The organism is Flavobacterium hydrocarbonoxydans (assembly GCF_009789235.1).
Lineage (GTDB): Bacteria > Bacteroidota > Bacteroidia > Flavobacteriales > Flavobacteriaceae > Flavobacterium > Flavobacterium hydrocarbonoxydans.
In genome coordinates this window covers 253,373-270,891 of the sequence record NZ_WSTB01000001.1, presented here as the reverse complement: position 1 = coordinate 270,891, position 17,519 = coordinate 253,373, and the positions used below count along the sequence as shown (strand labels likewise).

Here is a 17,519-nt window from a genome sequence, read left to right as displayed (position 1 = left end):
CGCTACTAATTCGGAAAAAATCTTTGTCTTGAACTTCGGCAACCTCTAAAGCTTTTCCAATGTAGCCTCTTTGATTTGAAGCAATTCGGCCAGTTTTTGACCCACGGAAATAAAATATTTGTCAACTGTTTGGATTTCGATGTCTCCCCCAAGCCAGCAACCTTTTAAAAGCATTTCGTTAAACTTCATCGGGTCTTTCGTTCCGACACTGGATGAATAAGACAGCGTTTTTCTATCAACTGATTTGACGATGCAAAATTTACCGTCACAACCTAATTTATAGATGTCTTCGTACTTTTCTTTCCACTCTGCAATTTGTTCCGGAGTAATTTCCGCGAACGTTTCTATTGTTGTTTTTTGCATCTTTTTTATACGTTTTTACGGATGTCAAGGCAAATAAACGGGACTGTTATATCTGCGAATTTGTCTCCTTGTTTATATTCTTTTACACCTTCAAGGAAACGGATGCCATCAAGCGCATCTGTTTTCATAAAGTTCCCATCAATAGGATTTCCAAAAGAAACCAAAGCATCAACGGAAAGGCTTAGGATTGAGCCACCGCCGCTGATTTCTAAGGCATCATATTCAGACTGCAACATCATAAATTCACCTTCATAGGCAATGTTACCGCTCTGAATTGCTTTTGGTTTACGGCCTTTGGCGTAAATTGGTTCTCGTTCTATTTTTTCAGAATATTTAACACCACGAACGCCTGTGACATCACGACCTCCAACAATCAATGTTAGATCAGCCCATTCAAATTCTCTACTATTAAAAGGCATATTTTAGTTATTAGAAGTTATAGGCACAAATCCAAGCGGTACGTTAATGTATCTCGCATACGCTTTTGATCGCACCTGTAATTGTTTGATTTTTATTCTGCCTGTTGATGCAACGTTATGCGTAAGATCAACTTTACAGATTACACCTCTATCACTTGAATCAGATGGGTTATAAGATAGTTCACCTTCCAATGTCATTTCGCTGTATATTTTAGCAACAACAGCCTGTTCTATAACACTTGCAGAAAGTGCCTGAATGGTTCCGTTAGGGTTTACATCAAGATCATCCAATGTGAATTCAACCAAAGCATCATAAGCTAAGCGATACGATTTATCGATTACTCTTCGATGAGTGATATAATGGTAGTCATCATCAACTTCGCATGCTAAAGGACCATCTGTAAGATAGTAACCCGTTTTACGTTTGTGATTTCTGAAAGAAACAAAGCCTTTATCATGCAATGAAGCTATATCATAGAGCTCAACTGGTATATCTAAAATAAAAGCAGTTGTAGGCTTAATGGCACCATCACGAACACGGCCTGGATTAATGTGTACAGCTTTAGAAGCTAAACGACCTGCTAAAACTCCAATAGCTGCGCCTTTTGATGCAGGATTTCCGCTTTTAGTAATAGTATCGCCCAGCAAAACCCCAACACGATTATATTCTAAAGTCGTTAAATCAACCAGATCACTTTTGACACCACTAAAGGCATAACCTTCTAAATACACGAAAAATGGAGCGTACTCTTTATCTGTGTAATTATCTGCAAGCAATTGCGCTTTTGGCATTGCGGCTATAACATCAGCATCAATGGCTGTTGTAATAACAGGAACGTAAGTATTGTCAGGGTCAAAGCTTACAAACAAACCTGATATTGCACCATTAGCAGCATCAAGTAATTTTTCAGCAGGTGTTTTTTGAGTTACAACATCAGGAGTAAAAAAATCGCTTACTTTATCCGTATTGTCAAATCCCATAATCCACAAGCTTGCACCTTCACCAGTTTCATTATAAAACTCTTCACAGAATTTATACAAGCGATAGTTTCCTACGCTTGGCAAAATTCCTAAAGCGGCAACATCTAACATGCTTTTCACTTCGTATGCCTTTTCAAGCAGAAAAGTAGTTGATACAGCTATAGCACTGGCCAACACTCCAAACACCCCATCAGGACGATCTGTGATCGTTCCGAGCTGTCCATTTTGAAATTCAATTTCTACTCCTGGTAACATCTATTTTTTGGTATTAGTTTTAGTATCTTTTTTTGCGTCAGAAGCAGGAGAATCAGAAGCAGGAGCATCAGAAGCAGGAGCGCCGGAAGCAGGAGCATCAGAAGCAGGAGCATCAGAAGCATCAGAAGCAGGAGCGTCGGAAGCAGGAGCATCAGAAGCAGAAGCATCAGAAGCAGGAGCATCAGAAGCAGGAGCGTCGGAAGCAGGAGCATCAGAAGCAGGAGCATCAGAAGCAGGAGCATCGGAAGCAGGAGCATCAGAAGCAGGAGCATCGGAAGCAGGAGCGATAACATTCAATGTTACATGATCAATTCCGTCTAATTCTTCCGCATCAACCTCAATGTTGTTTACATCGACAGCTTCATGAATTTCCTGTCCAGGAAGAATTACATTTTTATTTGCTAAAGTTTTAGCATGATTGCGGGCTGTATCTTCTTTGTAAAATTCCTGCCCGTCTGAGGTTGTAAAAAATTCTGCTATTTTCATTTTAAATAGGTTTTTTGAGTTTATAAATAAAATAGATCAGTCCCAATATGACCAGTACCATAAATAGCCTGCCGCACCATATTTCGGTTTGTTGCCAATAGGTTAAAGGTTTTTCGTAAGGAACTGGAATTGTTATTTCGCCCTGCTTGTTTTCTAATATGTATGTATCTTTCCAGGAAGCGAAAAGCCGTTGAGCTTCTGTTGAACAATCAACTTTTAGCTGATTATTGAAGAGGCTGACATTAGGCGGTTTTAAAAAGTTACCAAGTTTAATTTCTGGAATTCCTTTAATTTTGACTTTACCGTCAATACATTCTAACCAGGACTTGTAATAAGAGCTATCTGGTTTAATTTCGAAAACTGTGTCACGTACAACTACTTTTGTTGTAACTGTGTTTACTTCTGTCTTGGTTGATAAAGGAACGCTGTTGCTTTTGCAAGCAACGAACGTTCCAATCAAGAAAACAAAAAACAAAAAGTAAAATGAACAGAGAGTTTTTTTAATGCTGTTTTTCATATTTAATTGCTTTTTAAATAGGCTTTAAAATCTTATAAAACCTTTCATTTGAGATGTTTTTCTGTCGTATCTTCGAGCTACCTCGTACCCTTCACGACTTCCTTCGTCATTGGTATTTCCTTCAATGGTTTGAAGTTTTCCGTTGTCTAAAACCTTTTCAACAAATCCTGTGTGTCCGGTACCATTTCCAAAATCCATTATAAAAAAGTCACCTGGTTGTGGTGTGGTTACTCTGAGCTTTGCCATCTTATTGTACATGTCCAAAACACCGGCTGTTTTTGCCAATGGGTTTAAAACATTCAATTCAATAGAAGCTGATTTTATTGACCAATAAACGAAAGCCATGCACCACGCGTAACCTTTTCCTAGTCCCACTGATTTTAAATATTTTTCAACCGCTGGTCCAGCATTGCTGTTTTTCGGTATTTCCTGTACGCCAATTTGGCTTTGGGCTATTGCTAGAGCTTTACTTCGTAGTTTCATGTGGCTTTCCGTTTAATTGTTTGAACTTTTGCAACTCATCTACTAACTGCTGATTTATTAACATTAATTCCCTGTGTTGAATTTCCAAAGCCTTGATGGTCTCGTAAGCTGCGGTCAATCTCGTTGCCATATCATCGAGCATGTCCCGGTAATATTTAACAGCCATTACAGCGTTATCAAGTTCCGCCGCTCTATCTTCAGCGAGCGTTTTTCTTCGTGAAAAGAGCCAGGTAATTAATCCAGATAAAAAAGCTGTAATAGCCGGGTAAACAATTTGTTCCATTTAATCGTTTTTAAAAAAAGGCTCTATAAGTGGATTTTTAAAACCATAGTAGAGCCTTTTTACATATTTATATCTGTGGCTTTAATTAAAGAATTGCGCCTATTTTTTCAGCTCTGAAAGGAGTCGCTAAGAAGTAGTGACGGTAAGCCAAATCATTTGTTTGACCTGATGGATTTGTTGCAGCAGGGGTAAAATACTGTTTTGTATTACCTGTTTTCTTTGCAACACCAGTAAGACCAAAAACAATAGAACCAGCTTTATCAGTTCCGGCAGGTACTGAGCCATAAGCCTTCTTAACACCCGCATCCGTATAGTAAGGCATGTTTTCATAAGTGTATAAATGAAACCCTAAAATTTTAGGAGCTGGCATTCCCTCAGTGTAATTGATCAGTTTATCACCAAAGTTTTTACGATCTAGTAACAAATCATTCCAATGATCTTCCGTTAAAACCAAACGTCTATCCTTTAAAGGAAACTTACCTGACTTACAGGCCGCTTTAAGTCTTACTAAATCATCGTATGTAAGTCTTGGACGCGTTCCGTCCATTAAAGGCGCATCAGTTCCGTTTACACCTGTAGCGAAAATAACCGGTGTTTTAGCAGTATTGGTTTGTGGAGCTATCGAGTGAATGGCTTTGCTATATTTCTCAACCAAAATCCCTCTAACAGAACTTTTGGTTACTGTATCGATCTTATCATAGGATGCACCCATAATCTGATCATCTGAAACCGTAACAACTTTTGTTTGATACTTATCAAGCGTAAATTGTAAATGTCCATCTGCATACTCCTGTACAGGAATTGGATAGGTATTATTATTGACTAAAACATCAACTTCAAAATCAGTTGCAGCAATGTGAATAATATTTTGTTCCGTTGCTGTGTTTTCACCCAACTGGCTAACATCAGCGTCTAGCTCGGCAACACCTTCTAACCATGGCGCTTGGTCTGCTTCATCTAGGTTTTCGATCACACGATCTAACCAAATTTCTGGGAAATTTTGTGGCATCTTTTATTTTTTTACGTTAAACATTTTTTTGTATTCGTCTGGATTTGTGGTTTTGAAAGCCAACTGAGCATCCAGACTTAATTTTTGAAACTCTTCTTTAGTGGTTACACCACCAGTAGGAACAATTGTTTTGTCTCCTAAAGTGACCTTTGCCGGAATGCTTTCAATAGTTGTTTTTGCCAATGCAAAATCAGCAGTAGCAAGCTTCACAAAGTCATCCTTTTTTGTGGCCGGGATTCTACCTTCTGTAATTGCTAATGTTACCATTTCTTCAATGGCCAAAGTGGCAGCGTTATCCTTTTCAGTTTGTAACGCCAAAAGTTTAGCACTCATTTCGGTATTGTCTTTTGACAATTTTAAGATCGCGGCTTCAACAGCTTCGACATCCACTTCCGGTGTCGCTTTATCAAAACTCAAAGCTGTTAACACAGCTAATGTTAGTGTGATTTTTTTCATATCGTTTTTAGGGTTTAAATCTAATTTTTGGGTGTCGCCTGGTTCAGGCTGTATTGATAAACACAATTCCTTAACCTCTTCATCTTTTAAGAGTTCGCCAGATTGGGTGTAAAGACGGATAGAGTTAGCATTTGACGGAACGGCTACGATAGAGCATTCATAAAGTTCACATTTGGTCATTACCACTTTATCACCGATAATTTTTAAATCATCGCGATTAAACGTAATTCCCATTGAGCATGAATTTATAAAGCCACGATCAACCTTACCGGAAACAAACGCTGCGTCCTCATCATCTAAATCGAAAACAGGTTCAGCAAGTAGTAAGTCATTGTCAACTTTCAAATTTTCCCACTTACCCAAAACATTACTGGTAGAGTTCCAATGTTGATTTAACATCATCGGGTTTTTTTTGAATCTCTTCAAACTGATACCAGATGTTACAATGCTAAATCCATAACTATTGTCCTGTGTTTGATCGTTAAAAACAAAAGGTTTAGGCATAATCTAATGTGTGTGTTTATTTCATTTTGAGATGGCAAAGATTAGTAGTTAGAACGCCTTAAAAAAAAATAGTGACACTCCCTGAACCTTTGTATAAACTGACCGTATAAGGTTATAAACTCCCTGAACATGATTTTTTTAAACCGCCTTTATTCCATCAATTTTGCTTATAAAATCGACACAATGGCACTAAAAAAGGCGCAGGAAAAAGAGTACGCGAAATCATTATATATAGGAGGCGGATTAACTCAAAAGGAAATAGCGGAAAGAGTTACTGTAACCGAAAAAACTTTAGCCAGATGGATTAAGGAAGGAAAATGGGACAGTCTTAAAAAATCTTTACTGACTACCAAACAAACCCAGCTTTCATTTTTATATGATCAGCTTGATTTTCTTAATACTGATATTTCGAAAAGAGAATTTAAGGTTGCTACCGGAAAGGAGGCAGACACCATTATAAAAATAACTGCTGCCATTAATCGACTTGAAACCGAAACATCAATTGGCGACACTGTAGAAGTTGCAAGAAACTTCATTGAGTTTGTACGCCCTCAGGATTTGGAGCTTGCTAAAACAATTACAAATCATTTTGATGTCTTCATCACTGCAAAAATGAAATAATGGCTAACGCGGAAGATAAAAAGTATTTTGAATTATGGCAGCAGTTTCGGGACAACACCCGAAAGGCGACACCTATTGATTTAACTGAAACTTTAGTTGACAAACAAAACCGTATTGCCAAACTAGAGAAAAACCCTGAACAATGGTTTAAATACTATTTCCCTAATTTCTATACATCAGAACCGGCACCGTTCCATAAAGCTGCAACCAAAAGAGTTTTAAGCAACCCGGAATGGTATGAGGTTCGTTCCTGGTCTCGTGAACTTTCAAAAACAGGACGTACAATGATGGAAGTTCTTTTCCTGGCAATGACCGGGAAAAAGAAAAACATCTTATTAGTCTCCAGTACTTATGATAACGCCGAACGTTTATTGCTTCCTTACAAATCGATATTAGAAGCCAATAACAGGATAATCAATGATTATGGCGAACAGGAAAGTTTAGGAGCTTGGGAGGCGGGCGAATTTGTTACTAAAAAAGGCGTTTCGTTTCGTGCGCTTGGTGCCGGACAGTCACCGCGTGGAACTCGTAAAGACGAAGTGCGTCCAGACTGTATTTTGATTGATGACATTGATACGGACGAAGAGTGTCGTAACGCTTCCAGAATCAAAGCTAAAGTAAAATGGTTAGAAGAAGCTTTATATGGTACCCGTTCTATTTCAAACCCTTTATTGTGGATTGCCTGCGGTAACATTATTGCTAAATATTGTTGTGTTACTGAAATGGCAAAAGTTGCCGACGAACATGAGATCATAAACATTCGTGATAAAAACGGAGTTTCGACTTGGCCACAAAAAAACACTGAAACTCTAATTGATCGTGCGCTTTCAAAAATATCCTGGACAGCTCAACAAAAGGAATATTATAATAATCCGGTTGCTGATGGTGATGTATTCAAAGAAGTTCTTTACGGCAAATGTCCGCCTTTAAGCTCCTGTGATTCTGTCCTGGCTTATGCTGACCCGTCAACTTCAAATAAAGACAAAGGAGCAAGTAAACAGGCTTCTTATAAATCAGTAGGTATTATTGGCAAAAAAGGTTCTAAGAGGTACTTATACAAAATTTGGCTTAAGCAAACCAACAACGCAACTTTTGTGAACTGGCTTTTTGAAGCTTACGAATACCTGGTTCAAAACAAAGTCGATATCAAAAGAATCTACATTGAAAATAACTCACTGCAAGACCCGCACTACGAGCAAGTAATCACTCCTGAAATTAAAAAAAGAAGCAGGGATTTGGATTTGCATTTGCCAATAACAGAAGACAAACGAAAGAAACCTGAGAAATTTTTCAGGATTGAAGGAACGCTGGAACCAATTCACTCAAAAGGTAATTTGATTTTCAATATTGATGAAAAGACAAACCCTGATATGGTAGTTATGGAAGGGCAAATGTTGGGAGTTGAAGAAAATGCAAAAACAATGGACGGGCCCGATATGCTCGAAGGCGGTTGTTGGATTTTGGATAACAAAGCGGTTCCAATGGAGGGCGGTTATTCATACGGAGGGGGTAGTAATAGAAAATATTAACATATGTTTTTAGAAAAAAGCGATTTAGGAAGTGCCATTTATGGCTATCAGATTGATCAGATCACCGAAGGGAATGATGATTTAGTATTGCAGGCCATCGGCGCAGCCATTCAGGAAGTTGGCGGGTATTTGTCCGGGACGTCGTCTTATGATGTTGTCGCCACATTTGCAGCAACGGGAACGGCTCGAAATCCTTTGATTCTTACACACACAGTAACCGTTGCAAAATGGTATCTGGTAGAATTATGCAATGCTGACATAATATATGAGCAGGCAAAAGAACGATACGACAGAGCTGTAGCCTGGTTTATTAAATTATCTAAAGGAACGGTAAAATTAGACGATTTACCCACAATTCCTATTGATGATCAACAAGACGATTTGGACGGTTTTGGTTTTGGTTCACGAATAAAATTTAATCACGAGTAAAAAATGAGCAGTAGAAAAGTTAGATCACTAGCCCGAAATAGAATAGAATTGGCATCAAAAACAACAACCGCAAAGGGAGGCTCTCCCGGATTAGTAAATCAAATTGTTCCGGTTGCAATGTCGCGTGTGCGTCAGGACGTGTTAACGTGGAAAACGGCACTAACAATGGCGGGTAAAACCGAAAAACCAAAACGTTTTCTATTAATGAACCTATACGATGAAATTAACATCGATGGTTTACTTCGTTCTCAGGTCGGCAACCGTTTTTTAAAGTCATTAGCATGTAACTTTCAAATAACAGATAAAGCCGGAAAACTTAACGAAGAGGTTACCAACTTTTTGCAGGATAAAATTTGGGTCAATGAAATCAATAAGGCAATTTTAGGCACCGTTACGCATGGTCATTCCGTTGTAGAGTTAGATTGGATTAAAAAATTAAACAACGTAGAGACCACGAAACCGCAATTGGGCGCAAAGCTTTTAAAGAGACAAAACATTGATCCAAAAGAAGGCATATTTTATCCTGATTACAGGGATGATAAAGGATTCGCATATCGTGAAATGCGTGAATTCGGAACATGGATTTTAGAGTTTGGAGACCCGGAAGATTTAGGTCTGATGAATTGCGCTGTACCTCACGTGTTGTTTAAACGTTTTGCGCAATCCTGTTGGTCTGAACTTTGTGAGATTGCCGGCATTCCACCACGTGTTATGAAAACCGATACGCAAAATATTGCAATGCTTCGAAGAGCTGAGCGAATGATGAAAGAATTTGGCGCAGCGGCTTGGTTTATTATTGACGAAAACGAAGCATTCGAATTTGCGGAAGCGACAAAAGCGGACGGTGTTGTTTATGAAAGTTTAATGAAATTTTGTAACAACGAACTTTCAATGCTTTTCAATGGTGCTGTAATGGGTCAGGACACCAAAAACGGTAGCCGATCTAAAGAAGCATCAATGCAGGAAACATTACAAACCTTAGTTAATAGTGATTTATCATTGATTGAGCAATATTGGAATGCAGTTGTAATTCCGGCATTGATAAATATTGGAATAATTTCCGGCGATTGTGTTTTCTCATATCCTGAAACTAAAGATATCGCGCAATTATGGTCAATGACTAAAGAAGCAATGCAAAAATATGAAATGGATATCGAATGGATGAACTCGACCTTTGGTTTGAAAATATTAAGACCTCTACAAGCGGCAACAGCTCCAGCAACAAATCTTTCATTTGGTGAGGGTTTTTTCGTCTAGGCCCCAAAGCTTATGATGGGTATTTTGGGGCGTTACATAACCGGTTAAATTTTCTGTACGATTGCAATTGCGAAGACTGCAAGACAGAAAAACAAAGCGTTGTAACATTGGCAATAGAAAACAAATTTAAAGGCGTTTTAAAAACCGTTGAAAAGGCATTTAAAAAACTGCATCAGAACGGAAAATATACCCCGGAAGATTTACTAAAAACCAAAGAATATAAAAATCTGATTAAAGAAACGAGTTCAGTTTTTGAATCTGCTATTTTAGATAATGACATCCCGGAAGCAATGCTCAAAAGTCTGAAAGAAGATATATTTATATTTTCGGGGCTTAAAACACATGCGCAATTATTTGAAGCTTCAAGCCTTTTGTTGACTGATGAAAACAAAAAAAAATCATTTAGTCAGTTTTCTAAAGATGTCTCAAAAATCAAAGAAAACTACAATCAGAATTACTTAGAAGCAGAATGGCAATTTGCAGGATCATCAGCACAGTCAGCAGCGAATTGGGCGGATGTTTCAAGTGATTATGATTTGCAATATAGAACAGCTAGTGATGACAAAGTAAGAGATAGCCACGCAATATTGCACAATGTAACTCTTGCGGCTGACGATGTGTTTTGGATTTACTATTATCCGCCAAACGGGTGGCGTTGTCGTTGTTTGGCTATCATGGTTAGAAAAGGAAAATTTGATGTTAGTGACAGCAAAAAATCTATTGCTAATGGTGAAAAAGCCACAAGCCAAATCGGTAAGGATGGAAAAAACAAACTTGCAATATTCAGGTTTAATCCTGGACTAACAAAAAAGATTTTCCCGCCTGAGCATCCATACACTAAAGTTAAAGGAGCAAAAGCAGTAGTTAAAGAATTGAAAAAAGAAAACACTATTGATCTGGCTGACTTTATTAAAGGCGAAGATCCGACCAATAACGAAATGAAAGCTATTCTTTTAAAGTACGCTGATATTTCACCGGAAGATTTTAGAAGAGGCCTGGACGATGTGAAGTTTTTAAAATCAACTTCATATATGATGCAACACGCCATGTATCACAATAGAAATTCCGGTGAATGGGTTGGTGGTTCAATCATAACATTAAGCAGTCACGAGTTTTCAAGTATTAAATTTAATCCGCTTGAAGAGTTTAGAGGTGGTTTGGCTGCAATTAAAAGCGGTAAGAAAATGACCTTTAACCAGGAATATTCTTTTGAAAGTTTATGGCATGAAATATTACACGCTAAAACTAAAACACCGCCAAAAAAATTGAGTACAATTGGTACTAAAAATATGGAAACGGTCAACCAATTTGTTGCAAGACATACATACCCGGACTTTATAAAAAAATTAGGAGGCGAAGCAATTCACCAAAAAGAAATTTTAGAAAATGGCTACGGTTACAAAAGCTGGATAACTGACTTTAGAGCAAATCTAAAAAACAGGAAAATTGATGAGAAGAAAGCAGCTAAGCATTTGATGCCTTTTTTAATGGAGGATTACAGCACGATTGGTAGTAAGGTCACGAAATATTTAAACGAAAATACTAAATAGCAATATTGGCACAATCATAACCCAAACCTTCGGTTTGAAGTGCTTTTGGTAGTTTTTTCCAATATTCTTTTGCTTTGTCCTGGTCTTCTCTAAATTCAAATAAAACGGCTAAATCATAATAGGCGTTTTCTTGCGAGACAAGTTCTTTATAAATCTCTTGTGTGAGCTCTTTGTCGGTTTCTATACCAAATTTTAGGCACAACGAAAAGGAATCAAAACGAATGTCGTTCAGTTCCTGAGGCGTTGGTTTAAAGTCAAATATGGTTTCCATAACAACAAAATTAAGATAAGTATTTTGATTTACAATACTATAAACCGTAAAAAATGGATTTAAAGGAATTAGAAAAAAAAATAGTCAATGATTTAGCGGTTGAATTAACCGAAGAGTTTGACCGAAATTTTGAAAGAAAAGCCTTTTTTACTCAAAAGTGGCCGACCACAAAAATTGCAAATAGTCGAGGTTCTTTATTGAACAGAACCGGAAACCTACGCAGATCAATAAGGTATAATATTCGTGAAGGTGTGATTCGCTTTAGCAGTTCATTACCTTATGCCTCAGTACATAATGAAGGCGGTGAAATTGTTGTAACGGCAAAAATGAAGTCGTATTTCTGGGCTATGTATTATAAAGCCCTGGGCGGAATAACAACTAAGAAAAGCGGAGCTGAAAGAAAAAGCAAAAAAAACCTTAATCTTAGTGCTGAGGCTGAAAAATGGAAAAGCCTTGCTTTAATGAAAATAGGGCATAAAATAAAAGTCGAAAAACGCCAAATTATAGGAGGTCACCCGGAAGTTACCAAAATTGTAAAAGGCGTAATTGACGACAATTTAAAAATATATAGTGATGAACTTATGAAACAATTTAGACGATGAAAGAATTTTTACAGAATACTCAGGCAAAAATTAACGAAGTTACCGGCATTCCATATATTGACGAAGATTGGGGGCAACTTGACGACTATTCACCAAATTCACCAGTTATTTGGCCGTGCTGTTTAATTGATATGTCCAATGTAGATTTTAGTGATTTAGGAATTGATAAAAAAGCAGTTCCACAAAACAGGCAGGAAGCAACAGGACTAGTAACATTGACTTTTGCAAACCTAAAAATTACTAATACAAGTTTTAAAGCTCCACAAGCCCAAAAAGATAGTGCCTGGTCAATACATGATATTATCGAAGCTGCGCATGCAAAAGTACATGGATTTGCGCCTGTGATCGGCTCAGGAAAGCTAATGCGCCGATCTTTTAAAAGGGTAAAGCGTGATGATGGAATCCAACAATATCAAGTAGTTTATACAATTGGTTTGCACAATGTTTAAATAGCCATTCTAAGTTGTTGGCTTTTTAATGTCTCCAGCTCGGCAATTTCTTTGTTAACCGGTGTACACATTATAGTGTGAAATGTAGTTCTTGAAATCGGATAAACCGGGCAAATGTATTTTCTTAAAATAACAGTGTCCGGGATGTCTTCTGTTTTATGAGTTTTGTATAACTGCATAATAAGCTGATAGCGTTTCAGCGTATTATATCTGATTCCGATAGATTGATTAGTTGCACTCATATAGGACAAAAATATATATATTTTTAATATCGTACAACTCAACTTTTAAGCATAAAAAAAGCCTCCATATTGGAGGCTTTTTTTATGAGTAATTATGGATGTACCAGTTGTTTTCCGCATAATCATTTTTGTCAAAACGATATTCAATTCTTGGTTCTTTTATTTTTAATACTCTACTCTTGTAATCTTCAATCGTTTTTTCAACATTTAATCCTGGTTTAAAAACTTTTTCCCAAACTGGAAATAAATCCAAGTACTTTCCGGTTACTTCATTAAAACGTAAAGTCCTAATTCCTTTTTTTTCTAATTCTATATTTTCGCCTGCTTGATCAATATAAAATTTAACTTTTAAGCATTCGTCACACTGAAAAAACGACTTTGCTTTTCTTTCTTTATTAACTGCATCAGCAGGAATATAGAGAACTTCATAAAAATTTTCAGGTTGGTTGGTTGTTTCGTCAATTCTCAAAAACTCAAATTTGGTTTTGCTGTTGGAAATGATCTGATCTGCGAACTCTCTAGCTGATTCATTACTTAATGAATCTAAAGCTTTAATATATTTTGCATCCTGAGCCTGGACAAACATCGAAATCAAAAATAAAATTGCGATATGAAAGCGCTTTTTAACTGCTTTCCTTTGTTTCACTCTTTGGCTCCAAGGTCTTTGGTAAATTTCAAGTGTATTTCCCAGATTTTTAAAAGATTGGGACGTCACCTGAACCGCTTTAGCAAGATTCATTAATCCATTCGTTAAATCTTCCGCTGTATAACCTGATTTTGACTTATTATTCATTGTTGCAAATTTAAAATTTTAATTAATTCATTTTCATGATTTTCATAGTAAACACAAAATACTGCAATTTCGTTTTTATAATTTTCCAAAACGGTAATGTTATGGTATTTAGCTGGAAAAAGTGTACTTCCGTGTCCGTTGTAAAGTTCTCTATTGTAATATTCCATTGCTTCAATAAATCTCTTAGGCATTGATATTCGAATGTTTCGGTAATCAACTTTACATTCATGTTGCAAATATCGAAGTGAATCCATTAAAAACTCATTTACTATCGGAAACATACTTCTTTCTATTGAATAAATTATTTTTTTTTGGGGTTCATTCTTTTTTAAATCCATTATTTTTATTTCAAATATATTAATAAAACAGTACAACATAAACAATAGCCAAAAAAAGAAACAATACTAAAGCTGCCAATATCCTAATTCTAAATTGTGTTTTTCTGTCAATTTCCGCATGAATTAATGCTAATTTAGCGTATTCCCTGTCTCTTATTTGCTGATATTTATCATTCATATTTCAAAGGTATTAGGTTAGATTCTTTTATTTTTACGGTTTTCCTTTCTTTGTCAACAATTTTTATATTCTTCACCGGAAAAACGAAAGTTTGTTCTGTTTTGTTTCGTTTCCTTTGGGAAAAATAAATACTGTCATTAACGATTGTATAAGAATCAGTATAGTAATTACAATTTTTAGAATCGGTTACCATAAAGTTATTCAGTAAAGTTGCTTTGCACGAAAGTAGATAGTGGCTCGATGCCAGGAGAAAACCCATTAAAAACCAGTATAATCTTGCTGATCTGTTTGCGTCTTTTTTACTTATATTTTTCATTTTGTCGTTTGTTTAAATTAGTATTTTAAATCTGTCCAGTGAATAATTTTAGCAGCGTACCAATTATCCTTTGTTTTTCTTATAAGGGGGTAGAAATAATTAAAAAAGTCTTCCCAGGTATCGAAGCCGTCATTTTTTACAAACTCTAATATTTTATTCTGATCGTGCAATTGCTGCCCGTTTATTGATATTTCAATAATGTCATTATAAGCGTAGCTCATATAAACGGACTGGGTACTGACCACCGGCAGAACCGGAGCAAATCGAAACATATCTTTTTTGCGAACATTGATGAAGAAATCAATCTTTTTTCCTTTTTCCCAGCGGTCTTTTGGGTCTTCCCGGATACTGTGTATTTTTGGTTTGCACTTGGATTTCACAAAGAAGTTATAGTTTGGAGTAACATGCGCTTCGCTCAATCCTACTTTGTTTTCAATTCTAATTCCAACATGTATTTTTTCTACAAAAAAAGTAGGCTTTCCGTTTAAATGTGTGCTAAATCCTAATATCATGCTAAGTCGTTTTGAACGTTATAAATTGAAATATTAATCACTTCATCAACATGATACACATGTGAATTTTTGTGAGGTTCGTAGTTCTTTAATTCTGGTAATTTTGCACTTCCTTTATACTCGTTTAAAGCTGCTTTAAACAGTGTTTTAATTGTTCCGATAGCTTCACTTTTATTCTTGAAAAGCGAACCGTCAACCGCTTGCAAATTTTCAAGAATCAAAAGCTGCAGTTTGTTTTTGGTTGAGTAAGTTTGAGTAACTTTTGTAAATTGTTTTGACATGATTTATTTGTTTAAGTGATCATTGTTTAATAGCGAAATCGTGGATTAGGAAAACCTATAGGTTGGTCAATATGGTTGTTATGTTTACCAAAACCCTCCAGCATCCTGTGGATTTCTTCAACTGTTTTATTATTAAAAGTGTAAGACTTGACTATTTCTTTCTTACCTCTGTGCATAATCAATACAACCGAAGGAGCATGTTTTGAATGGTTAATATCTGACGCTACAAAAAATTGATCATTCAGGAATCTAACATGACCCAGGATTAGTTTATAATCTGAGTTCGATTCATTTAGCCATCGTGAATGAGATTCTAGCTTATAACAAATTGACTTATTTTTATTTTCAAGCAGGAAAATTTTGTTTTCTAGCTTGGTAATTCCTAAAATATCCTTGATGTAATTCGTTATTCTTTTTGTAATTTTTTTCATTTTCGATTGTTTAACCATTGTTTAAATTCGGTTTCAAATGCTGTTTTGCCTAAAGCTGCCATACCTTCACATACGTTAGTAAATCCTTTGCTTTTAGTAAAATTTAGCTTCATGGTGTAGTTGCCATTGCGATCTGCTGTTTTTGGATTTGCTAAGTTTTTATTGTCCTGGCTTTGCTTTAATAAAGTTTTACTAATTTGGTATTGATACTTTTTACGGTGCGGTTTTGGAATTTTAGCAAAGGGAGGTGTGAGTGTTCTGGATTCGATTAGCTCGTTAATGGTAAGTTGAAAAACTTCGTTTAAAGAGCCTTTAAACATCACTTTAGTTTTAAAAATCTGAAGTGTCCAATTTCCTTCACTATTGGCGGCCAAATGAAAATGACCGCCCGAAGTTTCTTTAATTACATTTAAAAGTTCTGCCTCTTTGTCCATCAGTTAATATTCGTCGTTAAATCGTTCCTTGAAAATCCAAGTTGCCAATAATGCTTGCGCAGTTGATGATCGAGCCAGTTTTTTTTTGTATTTTGGAACCTGAATAAAACATTTTATTTTTTGTGCTTCAGTTAGTTTTTTAAAGTGTCTTTCAGCATCTTTTCTGGATTCCTTATATCCGTACAAATTCCATAATGCTTCAAAACTTAAATCTGCGGGTGATTTTTCTATCTCAAAAACTTTAAGGTATTTTTTAACCTTCATCCAAATAGTTTTCATAATATTCTCATTTGACGGATAATTTGAGCTAAAAAGCCACTTTGTTTGTTCTTCGTTTAATTCTCCTTCTGAGATTTCAAATTGCTTTAGATTGCCGTTTAAATCGTATTTAAAAAGGAATACTAAACCGATTTCTTTGCCTTTGGCTCTGTACGTATTTAATGGCTCCATAACTAACTCACTTTTTTTAAAAACCATTTATTAGGTTCTTTAGTTGAAAATATTGGAAGCTTCAATTTAACAGCGACCTCATGTTCTAATTTTGCACCTTCGCTAAAGTGCCAATCATCTAAAAGCAAAACAGCATCACAATCGAATAATGCCTTTAAACATTTCTTCATGGCCTCAGTCCAAGTAGCTGACCAGTCACCAACAACTTCAAGTGGGTTCACCGCTATAAATCCCATAATTTCGACTAAATCCGTTGCTTTCTGGAATTTATCAATGCAAGCTTGCCGATCTTCACCGGTTACTTTTCCGGCTATGTATATTTTCTTTTTCATGGATTTGGATTGTTTCGAATAAAGGTTAATATTGTTTCAACTGTCGAAGCATGGCTTTTTACATGCCTTACCGATAAGTAATCTTCATTTTTAAAACTTACCTTAGCTTCAACATATTCGTTATTAATAAAGTGACAGATAACTTCGTATTTGTTGATTATGATTTTCTTGTCAGGTAGAACTTTCACTTTAAATTCGGGTACCTTTTGAGCAATTTGCTTAATACCTGACATCAACATTTGCCAATCAGTAATTAGATCTTCTTTTATCTTCATTTTAAAAGGAATTTTACAGGTTTGGTATGGACAAAAGTTTGTGAAATTTGTTTCGCCTCTTTTTGTAGTCTCTTTTCAGTTTCGAAAATGCTTTCAATTTTAAGAGTTGGCCGTTTAAGGTATTTGGTTGTTCTCATCAGGCTAATTGTTGATTTAAGATTGTTTTTATTAGTCCAAGTACATTCCGATCATAATCACTCATTGCAAAGTTTTCAGTTATTAAAATGAATTGTTCGAGATAATGAGCCTCGTAATATTCTAAACTAAAAGACATCTTTTTCGGTTTTGTGAAAAGTGTCGGCACTTGTCTGTTCAGTTCTAATTGCTTTTTCTCTAATTTCAGAATCACTTTATCTAAAACCGATCTGGCTACTCTTACTTCGCGAGATTTCTCAGGAGTGTATGGCGGTTTAGGAAAGTGGAAAACTAAAGCGTTAAGATGTTGTTTTGATAATTTTAGATTTACTTTCATT

General features: G+C 36.0%; 29 protein-coding genes. 7 read left to right on the top strand and 22 right to left on the bottom strand.

Translation table 11 applies throughout. From position 1 onward, the window contains the following. Window positions 1-45 precede the first annotated feature (45 nt). From GON26_RS01305 to GON26_RS01265, 9 genes are all read right to left on the bottom strand, one after another. Complete coding sequence (locus tag GON26_RS01305) at window positions 46-363, bottom strand: hypothetical protein (RefSeq protein ID WP_160372928.1); 318 nt, start codon at window positions 361-363, stop codon at window positions 46-48. A 5-nt stretch (window positions 364-368) separates the two neighbouring features. Next, window positions 369-782 (bottom strand): hypothetical protein, encoded by a 414-nt coding sequence (locus tag GON26_RS01300; protein WP_160372927.1) that lies wholly within the window; start codon window positions 780-782, stop codon window positions 369-371. Between the two features lie 3 nt (window positions 783-785). Beyond that, a complete protein-coding gene (locus tag GON26_RS01295) occupies window positions 786-2,018 on the bottom strand; it encodes a DUF2586 family protein (RefSeq protein ID WP_160372926.1) in 1,233 nt (410 codons plus the stop codon). Further along, window positions 2,019-2,504, bottom strand: coding sequence for a hypothetical protein (locus GON26_RS01290; protein ID WP_160372925.1), 486 nt, complete (start codon window positions 2,502-2,504; stop codon window positions 2,019-2,021). It abuts the gene before it with no gap. 1 nt (window position 2,505) lies between these two features. Beyond that, window positions 2,506-3,021, bottom strand: a complete 516-nt coding sequence (locus GON26_RS01285; protein ID WP_160372924.1) for a hypothetical protein — start codon at window positions 3,019-3,021, stop codon at window positions 2,506-2,508. 24 nt (window positions 3,022-3,045) lie between these two features. Next, a complete protein-coding gene (locus tag GON26_RS01280; protein ID WP_160372923.1) occupies window positions 3,046-3,504 on the bottom strand; it encodes a CHAP domain-containing protein in 459 nt (152 codons plus the stop codon). Next, a complete protein-coding gene (locus GON26_RS01275) occupies window positions 3,488-3,787 on the bottom strand; it encodes a cell wall anchor protein (RefSeq protein ID WP_160372922.1) in 300 nt (99 codons plus the stop codon). The genes GON26_RS01280 and GON26_RS01275 overlap by 17 nt, the downstream gene beginning before the upstream one ends. Window positions 3,788-3,872: 85 nt before the next feature. Then, complete coding sequence (locus tag GON26_RS01270; protein WP_202110811.1) at window positions 3,873-4,796, bottom strand: hypothetical protein; 924 nt, start codon at window positions 4,794-4,796, stop codon at window positions 3,873-3,875. Window positions 4,797-4,799: 3 nt separating this feature from the next. After that, window positions 4,800-5,756, bottom strand: coding sequence for an HK97 family phage prohead protease (locus GON26_RS01265; protein WP_160372921.1), 957 nt, complete (start codon window positions 5,754-5,756; stop codon window positions 4,800-4,802). Between the two features lie 183 nt (window positions 5,757-5,939). Between GON26_RS01265 and GON26_RS01260 the strand changes: the two genes are divergently transcribed. From GON26_RS01260 to GON26_RS01240, 5 genes are all read left to right on the top strand, one after another. After that, a complete protein-coding gene (locus GON26_RS01260) occupies window positions 5,940-6,377 on the top strand; it encodes a DDE transposase family protein (RefSeq protein ID WP_160372920.1) in 438 nt (145 codons plus the stop codon). Continuing rightward, entirely contained in the window at window positions 6,377-7,906 is a 1,530-nt protein-coding gene (locus tag GON26_RS01255; protein WP_160372919.1) for a hypothetical protein, read from the top strand. Before GON26_RS01260 ends, GON26_RS01255 begins: the two co-directional genes overlap by 1 nt. Window positions 7,907-7,909: 3 nt before the next feature. After that, window positions 7,910-8,335 (top strand): phage protein Gp36 family protein, encoded by a 426-nt coding sequence (locus GON26_RS01250; RefSeq protein WP_160372918.1) that lies wholly within the window; start codon window positions 7,910-7,912, stop codon window positions 8,333-8,335. A gap of 3 nt (window positions 8,336-8,338) precedes the next feature. After that, the gene (locus GON26_RS01245; RefSeq protein ID WP_160372917.1) at window positions 8,339-9,592 is read left to right on the top strand and encodes a phage portal protein family protein; all 1,254 of its coding nucleotides are present in this window, start codon (window positions 8,339-8,341) and stop codon (window positions 9,590-9,592) included. 107 nt (window positions 9,593-9,699) lie between these two features. Then, a complete protein-coding gene (locus GON26_RS01240; RefSeq protein WP_160372916.1) occupies window positions 9,700-11,142 on the top strand; it encodes a phage head morphogenesis protein in 1,443 nt (480 codons plus the stop codon). Here the strand turns inward: GON26_RS01240 and GON26_RS01235 are convergent. After that, the gene (locus GON26_RS01235; protein WP_160372915.1) at window positions 11,135-11,413 is read right to left on the bottom strand and encodes a hypothetical protein; all 279 of its coding nucleotides are present in this window, start codon (window positions 11,411-11,413) and stop codon (window positions 11,135-11,137) included. The two genes, GON26_RS01240 and GON26_RS01235, sit on opposite strands and share 8 nt — an antisense overlap. Window positions 11,414-11,466: 53 nt before the next feature. Here GON26_RS01235 and GON26_RS01230 point away from each other — a divergent pair, with 53 nt between their 5' ends. Together GON26_RS01230 and GON26_RS01225 are read left to right on the top strand one after the other, a co-directional pair. Then, window positions 11,467-12,015: a phage virion morphogenesis protein gene (locus GON26_RS01230; RefSeq protein ID WP_160372914.1), complete on the top strand. Its 549-nt coding sequence runs from the start codon at window positions 11,467-11,469 to the stop codon at window positions 12,013-12,015. Beyond that, a complete protein-coding gene (locus tag GON26_RS01225; RefSeq protein ID WP_160372913.1) occupies window positions 12,012-12,464 on the top strand; it encodes a hypothetical protein in 453 nt (150 codons plus the stop codon). Before GON26_RS01230 ends, GON26_RS01225 begins: the two co-directional genes overlap by 4 nt. Here GON26_RS01225 and GON26_RS01220 read toward each other — a convergent pair. From GON26_RS01220 to GON26_RS01165, 12 genes are all read right to left on the bottom strand, one after another. Then, complete coding sequence (locus tag GON26_RS01220; protein WP_160372912.1) at window positions 12,461-12,706, bottom strand: hypothetical protein; 246 nt, start codon at window positions 12,704-12,706, stop codon at window positions 12,461-12,463. The two genes, GON26_RS01225 and GON26_RS01220, sit on opposite strands and share 4 nt — an antisense overlap. A gap of 82 nt (window positions 12,707-12,788) precedes the next feature. Then, window positions 12,789-13,499: a hypothetical protein gene (locus GON26_RS01215; protein ID WP_160372911.1), complete on the bottom strand. Its 711-nt coding sequence runs from the start codon at window positions 13,497-13,499 to the stop codon at window positions 12,789-12,791. Next, on the bottom strand, window positions 13,496-13,780 hold the full coding sequence (locus tag GON26_RS01210) for a hypothetical protein (protein ID WP_160372910.1): 285 nt from the start codon (window positions 13,778-13,780) through the stop codon (window positions 13,496-13,498). The genes GON26_RS01215 and GON26_RS01210 overlap by 4 nt, the downstream gene beginning before the upstream one ends. Window positions 13,781-14,007: 227 nt before the next feature. Beyond that, on the bottom strand, window positions 14,008-14,331 hold the full coding sequence (locus GON26_RS01205; protein ID WP_160372909.1) for a hypothetical protein: 324 nt from the start codon (window positions 14,329-14,331) through the stop codon (window positions 14,008-14,010). A gap of 17 nt (window positions 14,332-14,348) precedes the next feature. Then, on the bottom strand, window positions 14,349-14,843 hold the full coding sequence (locus GON26_RS01200) for a hypothetical protein (protein WP_160372908.1): 495 nt from the start codon (window positions 14,841-14,843) through the stop codon (window positions 14,349-14,351). Continuing rightward, complete coding sequence (locus GON26_RS01195) at window positions 14,840-15,124, bottom strand: hypothetical protein (RefSeq protein WP_160372907.1); 285 nt, start codon at window positions 15,122-15,124, stop codon at window positions 14,840-14,842. Before GON26_RS01195 ends, GON26_RS01200 begins: the two co-directional genes overlap by 4 nt. Before the next feature lie 26 nt (window positions 15,125-15,150). Continuing rightward, on the bottom strand, window positions 15,151-15,555 hold the full coding sequence (locus GON26_RS01190) for a hypothetical protein (RefSeq protein WP_160372906.1): 405 nt from the start codon (window positions 15,553-15,555) through the stop codon (window positions 15,151-15,153). Then, complete coding sequence (locus GON26_RS01185; protein ID WP_160372905.1) at window positions 15,552-15,989, bottom strand: hypothetical protein; 438 nt, start codon at window positions 15,987-15,989, stop codon at window positions 15,552-15,554. Before GON26_RS01185 ends, GON26_RS01190 begins: the two co-directional genes overlap by 4 nt. A gap of 3 nt (window positions 15,990-15,992) precedes the next feature. Further along, on the bottom strand, window positions 15,993-16,439 hold the full coding sequence (locus GON26_RS01180; protein ID WP_160372904.1) for a hypothetical protein: 447 nt from the start codon (window positions 16,437-16,439) through the stop codon (window positions 15,993-15,995). Window positions 16,440-16,441: 2 nt separating this feature from the next. Next, entirely contained in the window at window positions 16,442-16,771 is a 330-nt protein-coding gene (locus GON26_RS01175) for a DUF4406 domain-containing protein (RefSeq protein ID WP_160372903.1), read from the bottom strand. Continuing rightward, window positions 16,768-17,046 carry a hypothetical protein gene (locus GON26_RS01170; protein WP_160372902.1) on the bottom strand — a complete coding sequence of 93 codons (279 nt, stop codon included), beginning with the start codon at window positions 17,044-17,046 and terminating at the stop codon, window positions 16,768-16,770. The genes GON26_RS01175 and GON26_RS01170 overlap by 4 nt, the downstream gene beginning before the upstream one ends. A 136-nt stretch (window positions 17,047-17,182) precedes the next feature. Further along, on the bottom strand, window positions 17,183-17,518 hold the full coding sequence (locus GON26_RS01165) for a hypothetical protein (RefSeq protein WP_160372901.1): 336 nt from the start codon (window positions 17,516-17,518) through the stop codon (window positions 17,183-17,185). Window position 17,519 lies beyond the last annotated feature (1 nt).